Genomic DNA, 8,643 nt, shown 5'->3' on the forward strand with positions numbered 1-8,643 from the left:
TTAAATATGTGTATCGATCAAGTTTTGAGTACTCTGGAGCGTTTATAGGAGGTATTGTTGCACAATGGTTTAGCTATAGTATTTCAATACTAATGTTGTTTTTAATGGTGTGGAATTTTGGTTCATTGGCTGGCTGGGAGTCAACGGAAATCATTTTTATGTATGCCGTATGGTTATTGACATATGCTTTGGGAGCCTCTTTCACTACGCATATGTGCAGAAGTTTTCCTAATATGGCTATTAACGGACAACTTGATGAGGCGTATACTCGCCCAATGTCACCATTTTTATATGTAATGGCTACCTCATATAATGCCGGATTTATTTCGCATATTTCATTATCGATAGGGGTTTTGGTGTATAGCATTGTGCAACTTGGTATCTCTTGGACTGTACTACATTGGTTTTGGTTTGTAATAGTCATTATTAGTGGGGCGGTTATTAACGCTTGTATGATGCTTATATGTGACATGCCTGCGCTCCGGACTCGTTCTAAGTCACCTACGAGCATGTTTTATTCGGAAGGGCGGAGTTTTACTCAGTATCCTATTACAATTTATCCGCGTGCTATTGTACTTGTATTTACAACAATACTACCCTTTGGGTTTACCAGTTACTACCCCATTCAAGTTTTGCTTGGAAAAGAAGATGGTATAATGCCGCAAATAACTATGTGGCTGTCACCAATCGTTGCTGTTTTTTTGGTTGGTATTACAGCTTTGTGTTGGCAGGTTTTAAGTAGCAAGTATGAAAGTGCAGGTACGTGAAAGTGAAACTTAAATTATGTTCATCGTAGGAGGTGGGCTCATGCCACTAATAGAATTATCAAATGTGACTAAGGATTATAAAATCCGTAATCGTGAAAGCAATCGTTCCGTATTTGCAGAATTTATTAGACCTAGCTATACCAAAAAATGTGCTGTGAGAAATATCAATTTTAACATCGAACAAGGAGAGATGGTGGGCTTTATAGGTCCAAATGGTGCAGGTAAATCTACAACAATTAAAATGCTAACGGGTATCCTTACTCCTAGTTCGGGTGCAGTGCGTGTGTTTGGTCATGATCCTTGCAAGAACCGCACAATGAACGCCCTTAAAATTGGGGTATTGTTTGGGCAGCGTTCTCAAATGCTATGGGATTTACCTGTGCGTGATACTTTTGAAATGTTTAAGATTATGTACAGAATCAAGCCCCAGGATTATAAACGTCAGCGAGATAGACTTATTGAAATGCTAGATATGGGTGATTTTTTATCTCAGGCTGTGAGACAGTTAAGCTTAGGGCAACGTATGCGAGCAAATTTGGCATTATGCTTTTTGCATCAACCCCAAGTAGTTTACCTTGACGAGCCAACCATAGGTTTAGACGTGCTTGTTAAAGATAGAGTTCAGGAATTTTTGAAACAAATTAACAAAGAGCAGAATACCACTATTCTACTTACCACGCATGATACTAAAGATATTGAAGAAGTTGCTCAAAGGCTTGTGTTAATCGACAAGGGAAAATTATTATTTGATGGTGAACAAATTGATTTCCACGAAAAATATAAAGAAACCGATTATATTTTAGAGGTAGAGTTCGATCAGGCTATACCACCAATAATTCACGAACATTTTCAATTGCAAAGAGTCGAAACACAAAAACATTTCTATAAAATCCTTCATGATCAAATGCGAACGGGAGAAGCTATCAGCTATGTTGCTTCCCGGTATAACGTGGTGGATATTCGGGTACGAGAATCGTCCCTGGAAGATATTTTGAAAAATTTGTACAAATAATAAGAATATAAATGATAAAACTAAGCGAAGGGTCTATGAACTGTTCAAAAATAACTAATTATGTTAGTAGATTTATTACGCTACACTGTTACAAATTCAAACTTATGTAGACATTTCAGCACTTTCTTTCATTCCTGTTTGTGCTGACGTAGTCGGAATGGAGATTATTATGAAAAGAGTTGGAATTATTACTCTTTATTACAAAAACTATAATTACGGTGGCCAACTTGGAGCTTATGCACTGCAAAAAGCTATAGCTATGTTAGGATTTCAATGTGAGCAAATTGCATTCAAGTGGCTAAACGAATACACTTTACAAGCATATGAAAGTGCTAAAAGTGCTGAATATTTTAGGACTTTTTCTGAAAGTATTCCCCATAGTGAACGCTTATATACAGTATCTGATATTGCAGAATGTGTTGATGATTACGATATTTTTGTTTGCGGTAGCGACCAAATCTGGGGTTTGCCTTGGGTTATTTCCCTTTACAAGCATATGAAAGTGCTAAAAGTGCTGAATATTTTAGGACTTTTTCTGAAAGTATTCCCCATAGTGAACGCTTATATACAGTATCTGATATTGCAGAATGTGTTGATGATTACGATATTTTTGTTTGCGGTAGCGACCAAATCTGGGGTTTGCCTTGGGTTATTTCCGATGACATTTTACCCTGTATGGCACTTTCTTTTGTTCCAGCATCAAAAACGAAAATTGCATACGCAGCAAGCATGGGAGGTGCAGAAATAGGGCCTGATCGAAAAAAAGTCCTTGCTCCACATGTTAATTCCTTGAACTTTGTTTCTGTTCGTGAAAAAAGTGCAATCCCTTTTGTGGAAAAGATGAAAAATGGAGAGGTTACTCATGTATTGGATCCTGTAATGCTTCTTGATAAATCCGAATGGGATGATATAGCTACTACTCCGGCAGAAAAAGCCTATATACTCACTTATGATTTACGAGATATTACAGGGGTTCAGGAATATGCTGAAGCACTTTCAAAAAAGTACGGATACGAGATTATATCTCTTGCAACTGCTGGAGCAGCTACGGTTGGTCCGAAGGAATTTGTAGGGTACATAAAACACGCTAAGTATTTTATTACTAGTGCTTTTCATGGGGCTGTTTTTGCCATTTTATATAAGGTTCCATTTTTGGTTTTCCCGGTATCTGATAATCCACAAGACCCCAAATCAATGGATTCAAGACTAATAGCTCTGCTGGATACGTTTGGCTTATCTTCTTGCTATGTTTATGATTCAGCAAATATTCCAAATATTGATGATGTTACTTTTCATCATATAGACGAATCAAAAACAAGTACATTTCGTCATAATTCACTTCAATTTCTTAAAGATGCTTTGGAATCTTAAATAAACCAAAGCATGTGTGCGCTAGGTGTGGGCCTTCCCTTTGCCCATGAAGGCCCGTCTATTTACGCCAAAGTCATGTTATACGCCTGGCACAATGTAGTGAAATGGACAGAGGCGTTTCCGATATATTTTTTGTAATGTGAACCAATTAATTCAGGTTCCCTTATACGTCTTTCTTACCTAGAGGTTAACTTCACTCGTTTAAAAAATAGGGGGAATATACATGACAAAAATTTCTGTTATCACTAGCACATGTAATAAAGATAAGTATTTAGATATTACATTGGCTGGGTATACACTTCAAGATAATGATAATTTTGAAATAGTCATTGTAGATGATGGAAGTACGGACGATACGCAGAAGGTAATTCGTAAATACAGTAACAAATTAAACATTGTAAATATACATCAGTCAAACAGTGGAATCGCTGCAGCAAGGAATAAGGCATTGGATGCTGCAAATGGGAAGTATGTCATTATAACTGATGACGATAGGATCCCATCTCCTTCTTTCATTTCTGAACATAAAACCGCTCTTGATCGAGATAATAAAGTTGTAAGTATTGGCCAGCAGTATAGAATATTATCCTATTATACTAATCATTTTCCCCTTGAATTTTCTGAATTTATGGATCTGTTTGAAAAGCATCCTTTATTAGCAAAAATAGAAGATATTGTACAAGTTTTCACTGCTGAAGATTTAACAAGTAGTTTTGATACCATATTAGAAAAGTGGGCACTCTCTGTGTTCGACCCAGGATCTTTGTTACCCATTGTAGATCGTTTCGGCGAAGACTTAATTGGATATAACCTTGGCTGGACAAAGGCCTATGGAGGTAACATAGCGTTCGATAAAAGTAAATTAACCTCTAGTATACATTATGATACGAATTTCAAAAGATATGGAGCAGAAGATGTAGACCTTTCCTATCAGTTATATTTGCAAGATTATACTTTTAGGTTTAGTAGAAAGGCTAGTAATTACCATCAAGAACACCCTAGAAATCCTAAGGAAAGACAGCAACAGTTTGCTAACATTAAATATCTATTAAATAAATATAATAGTTTAGAAATGTATCTATTAAACGCTGATGTAAAGGGAGAGGCAAGTGCTGAAGGAATAAACTTTTTATTGCATTGCTTACAGAAAGATCCGTCTATTTTGTTATCGAAAATAAATGAATTTGTTAGTCGTAAGAACAAAATATTGGACTATAAAATAATAGGAGAATAATTATGCAAAATAATTTCTTAGAAGAGATCCAGATCATTATTAATGAAATGCTTTCGGTTAACACTGGGGATACATATCCTATACTTAATTTAAATGATAATTTAAGGGAAGATTTACATTTTGATTCCTTTGATATGGCTGAACTGACTGTGAGAATTGAAGCAAAGTTTGGTGTTGATATCTTTGAGGGCGCACATGTATATACGGTGAAGGATGTACTCCAAAGGTTGGAGTTAAAGAGATGAATAAAATTTTCATGAGTGTTAATGGAATGAATTATACTTATGCAAAGTTGATCTCAGATCTAGATGAAATGTACGAGCATCGTTACTATGTATTTTACAAAAATAATGACCCCTATAAAATTTTTAAACATATCATTCACAGTTTAATTCATGACTATGAGATCGAGATAATAGATGGAGACTTATCAAAATTAGAATCAATTGATCGTGGAATAGATTATGATCATTTATCCCAAGTTGTAGAGAGAGTAGATGAAAAAAGGCGAAGAATTAACACCCTGCCAGAGATAACCGAAATTGAATCAAGTTGTAAAAATTGGCGCATCACGTTACATACCTCAGGGACAGTTGGAAAACCCAAACGAATATCCCACTACATAAATACTTTTGTTAAAAATATAAAATGTACAGACAGGCACTCAGATGATATTTGGGCATTTGCATATAATCCAACGCACATTGCAGGTATACAGGTTTTTTTTCAAGCATTCTTTAATAAAAACTCAATAATATATTCGTTTGCAGATTGTCAAAAAATGTTGGGAGATTTATTAGAAAAATACAATATTACACATATATCTGCAACACCGACCTATTATCGAAATACTTTAATTTACTTAAATAAAAGCTATCCTTTAGTGAAACGAGTAACTTTCGGAGGCGAAAAATATGATGCTTCACTAGAGGGATTGGTACGCATGACTTTTCCTAATTCAAAAATATTAAACATTTATGCATCGACTGAAACCGGTAGTTTGTTTGTCGGTCAGGGAGAATTTTTTGAGAGTAATGAAATAATTCAAAGGTATACAAGGATCACTGAAGAGGGTGAACTTCGAATACATCGTTCGTTATTAGAAGGTTCAACAGTTCTTCAGAGTGACAATGATTGGTATTCAACGGGAGATATTGTGGAGTTCAGTGAAAATAAGATTCGGTTTATTACTAGAAAGTCTGAACTAATTAATGTTGGCGGCTATATGGTCAATCCTACTGAAATAGAATCTATTCTACGAAATGTTGATGGTGTTTTAGACCTAGTAATTAGGGGAGAAACAAATCGGTTTACGAATAATATTATAGTTGCAGATGTGATTAAAACCCATGATATAGATGAATTGGTCATTAAGAATGCTGTTAAGCAATACGCTAAAGAACACCTGCAAAGCTGGAAAGTACCAAGAATCATTAATATAGTCCAGCAATTAGGTAAAACTCGATCAGGGAAGAGGCTGAGGTGAGATAATGGTAATTATAGTTACCGGTCACTCAAGAGGTGTTGGCAGTGCGATTGTAAATAAAATACTTACGGATACCAACTACACTGTTTTAGGGATAAGTCGTGCTAGTCATGAGATTTTCAAGGATCTTTATGAAGAGTATGGAGAACGTTTTCATCACATTACCTATGATCTGAGCGATATAAAAGGTATTAGGAACTTATACTTAAACAAGTTGAAACATTATGGGCCCATTGTGGGATTAGTTAATAATTCGGCTGTTGCATATGATGATTTGGTTACGAATCTAAATATTGATGAGTTAACAGAAATGTTTCAAGTTAATGTTTTTGCAGCTATGCAATTAACGAAATATGTAATTAGGGACATGTTACTGAATAAATGCAAAGGATCCATTGTTTTTGTATCATCTGTAAGTGCACATACTTCATACAAAGGGTTAAGTATGTATGCTGCGACAAAAGGTGCAGTTGAGGCTTTCTCTAAAGGTGTTGCAAGGGAATGGGGAAAGCTCGGTATCCGTTCAAATTGCATAGTTGCAGGTTTTATGGACACCTCTATGAGTTCAACTCTATCGGAGGAACATAAAAAACGGATTTACCAAAGAACTTCACTTAAAAAAGAAACAAGTATAGAAAGTGTGGCTGAAACTGCTCTTTTTCTATTGACTGAGAAATCAGAATCTATTACAGGTGGAAATATATTTGTTGATAATGGGACAATCTGAAGCATCTATGTACAGACATTGTTGAATACCAATAAGTTTGCAGGTAATCCTTTGGGGCATGTAAATGATAAGTCGCCTATTTTCAAAATGTGTTTTGTCAAGTGGAATTCCTTGGTTGGATCATCCGAAATCCTTGGTGGATTTTTCAGTTGTCACCGTCACTTCTGGCGCTTCAGAGCATGCTTCGGCCGGTAGCTCTTGCCTTCAAAGACACTTAACTGCCCATGGTGAGCGAGCCGTTCAATCATAGCAGCATCCATCTGATCGTCGATAAAGATGGAGCCCCATTGAGAGAACTCCAGATTCTTAGTCAGGAAGGCTACAGCGTTCGCAACTGGCGGCAATCATCTGAAACAGCAGTTGCGATTCCTCTCAGCCCATCGGCAGATATCCCCATTCTTCCATAATCACAAGCTTTCACGCCCAGTGCAATGGCCAAGCTCGTCCGTACTCAGGCGGAAGGCAGGCGCAGAGCGTTCAGATTATAGCCTTCCAGACGAATGGGAAAGGTGGCTTAACGGGCGACTGTAATACTACGTTCGAGCGTAGACTCTTCATCAAGTTTCCCGATTCAGGTTCAACTTTTCTTTACTTCAGCCCAAATATTGCAAATGAATCTGGGATTACCGCTATGGTTTTGAAAAGCGGCATGAATTAGAAAGGAATGCTGTATACATCACCAGCATGTCTAGGAACCTTCACAACACGAAGCTTCATACCATATTCGGCCGTATGGATTTTATTCAAGAAATACTCTCTGACATGTATAACCTTGAATTTATTTTGAAATTGATTAAAAGGGGGATTCAACAACTTGGCAAACTTCTCTAATATAAGGCCATATAATGACTTATGGTTAGATTGCATTAAGAATAATTTGATTTCGATGCTTATGTGTATAAATGAAAACTTCAAGGATATTATTTTTCATGCAGAAGTTACCTATCACAATAAAATTATCGATCAAAAATTTAATTATGATGGAGAGGAGGTGAAGTTTTTTGTTGAGGGGTACTTTACACCCAAAGTTATGTTTTTCATGGATTTTTTAGATCAGCTTTTTGAAAAAAAAGAGTACAGTTTCAATGAATATAATCCAATATTCTTAAATGATGTTTTAAAAACAGCACTTCATGACGGATATTGTGTATTTTTCAAGGTAGATAGATTTTTTTATTTTGATGGAAGGGAAGCAGGGAAGTATCACATGGAACATCCCGTTTTCATCTACGGATATGATCCATCACAGCAGAGTTTAAAGACCATTGAGGACTGTATGATACCTGGGACTATGCAATATTATGATCTTCCTTACTCTGTAATCAAGGCATCCTGCGAAGATTTTATTTCTCATGGTAAAAATATCGAAGTCGTTCTATATAAACCGAATAACAATTTTAATTTAATGGGAAATAGAGAAGTTTCTTTGTTAAAGGCAAAAAAAATGTGCAATAACTTGTTGACTCACGATGGGTTGGGATCGGAATATAATTTGCTTTACGAAATCGGGTTGGCCGGAATAAAAACCTATGGGAAGAATTTTGTGGATTTGTTTTCCAAAATAGAGGAGTTTGGAGTATTTAAGACGAGGGTCGCTCAATTCCAGCAATTCCATGTAAGAAATTTTAACTTAATCAAACGTTTAAATGAATATGGATATATTAATGATCAGGATTCAAAGGACTTGTGCAATCGCTATGAACAGATTCGAAGCTTGTGGGGGAGTTTCAAACAAAAGAGTTATCAGCTTATCGCAAGAAAAAAGTTGAATATACGTACAAGTATCATGAATGATGAGTTAATTTCCTTGTCTATGATCATCGATGAAATAGTGAAATATGAAAGTGAAGCCGCGAATAAAATGTTAAAGATTCTTCCCTAAAAGTAGTGGGAGTAAAGAATTTTTTGCAGTATAAAATCGCTCCTTCATTTACATCCATAACAGTATTACTGCACCTCCAATTGTTAGTCACGGACATACAATTGGAGGTGCAGCTTTTTTATTGTTTAGGAAATTATACAATGCAAAAAAATGTGGATAACTCC

The 8,643-nt window shown here is 35.9% G+C and carries 9 protein-coding genes; 8 read left to right on the forward strand and 1 reads right to left on the reverse strand.

The genetic code is table 11. The features are described from left to right. Positions 1-8: 8 nt before the first annotated feature. From QW71_RS05250 to QW71_RS05285, 7 genes are all read left to right on the forward strand, one after another. Positions 9-767 carry an ABC transporter permease gene (locus QW71_RS05250; RefSeq protein ID WP_268794605.1) on the forward strand — a complete coding sequence of 253 codons (759 nt, stop codon included), beginning with the start codon at positions 9-11 and terminating at the stop codon, positions 765-767. Positions 768-807: 40 nt separating this feature from the next. Then, positions 808-1,779, forward strand: a complete 972-nt coding sequence (locus QW71_RS05255) for an ATP-binding cassette domain-containing protein (RefSeq protein ID WP_039294332.1) — start codon at positions 808-810, stop codon at positions 1,777-1,779. 471 nt (positions 1,780-2,250) lie between these two features. After that, positions 2,251-3,150: a polysaccharide pyruvyl transferase family protein gene (locus QW71_RS05265; RefSeq protein WP_160311778.1), complete on the forward strand. Its 900-nt coding sequence runs from the start codon at positions 2,251-2,253 to the stop codon at positions 3,148-3,150. Between the two features lie 223 nt (positions 3,151-3,373). Then, a complete protein-coding gene (locus QW71_RS05270) occupies positions 3,374-4,384 on the forward strand; it encodes a glycosyltransferase family 2 protein (RefSeq protein WP_039294342.1) in 1,011 nt (336 codons plus the stop codon). Positions 4,385-4,386: 2 nt separating this feature from the next. Further along, a complete protein-coding gene (locus QW71_RS05275; RefSeq protein ID WP_039294344.1) occupies positions 4,387-4,629 on the forward strand; it encodes an acyl carrier protein in 243 nt (80 codons plus the stop codon). Continuing rightward, positions 4,626-5,870, forward strand: a complete 1,245-nt coding sequence (locus QW71_RS05280) for an AMP-binding protein (protein ID WP_039294346.1) — start codon at positions 4,626-4,628, stop codon at positions 5,868-5,870. Before QW71_RS05275 ends, QW71_RS05280 begins: the two co-directional genes overlap by 4 nt. A 4-nt stretch (positions 5,871-5,874) precedes the next feature. Then, positions 5,875-6,597 carry an SDR family oxidoreductase gene (locus QW71_RS05285; RefSeq protein ID WP_039294348.1) on the forward strand — a complete coding sequence of 241 codons (723 nt, stop codon included), beginning with the start codon at positions 5,875-5,877 and terminating at the stop codon, positions 6,595-6,597. 158 nt (positions 6,598-6,755) lie between these two features. Here QW71_RS05285 and QW71_RS36920 read toward each other — a convergent pair whose 3' ends face one another. After that, positions 6,756-6,941, reverse strand: coding sequence for an ATP-binding protein (locus tag QW71_RS36920; protein ID WP_052769901.1), 186 nt, complete (start codon positions 6,939-6,941; stop codon positions 6,756-6,758). A gap of 470 nt (positions 6,942-7,411) precedes the next feature. On the opposite strand from QW71_RS36920, the gene QW71_RS05295 reads away from it, so the two are divergent. Beyond that, positions 7,412-8,479, forward strand: coding sequence for a hypothetical protein (locus QW71_RS05295; protein WP_039294351.1), 1,068 nt, complete (start codon positions 7,412-7,414; stop codon positions 8,477-8,479). Positions 8,480-8,643 lie beyond the last annotated feature (164 nt).

It is taken from the genome of Paenibacillus sp. IHB B 3415, assembly GCF_000802655.2.
Classification (GTDB): Bacteria; Bacillota; Bacilli; order Paenibacillales; family Paenibacillaceae; genus Paenibacillus_AQ; species Paenibacillus_AQ phytohabitans.

Excerpts from the sequence above, each read along its gene's own strand:
- QW71_RS05275 (WP_039294344.1), top strand. The coding sequence starts at position 4,387 with ATGCAAAATAATTTCTTAGAAGAGATCCAGATCATTATTAATGAAATG.
- QW71_RS05270 (WP_039294342.1), top strand. The coding sequence starts at position 3,374 with ATGACAAAAATTTCTGTTATCACTAGCACATGTAATAAAGATAAGTAT.
- QW71_RS05285 (WP_039294348.1), top strand. The coding sequence starts at position 5,875 with ATGGTAATTATAGTTACCGGTCACTCAAGAGGTGTTGGCAGTGCGATT.
- QW71_RS05255 (WP_039294332.1), top strand. The coding sequence starts at position 808 with ATGCCACTAATAGAATTATCAAATGTGACTAAGGATTATAAAATCCGT.
- QW71_RS05280 (WP_039294346.1), top strand. The coding sequence starts at position 4,626 with ATGAATAAAATTTTCATGAGTGTTAATGGAATGAATTATACTTATGCA.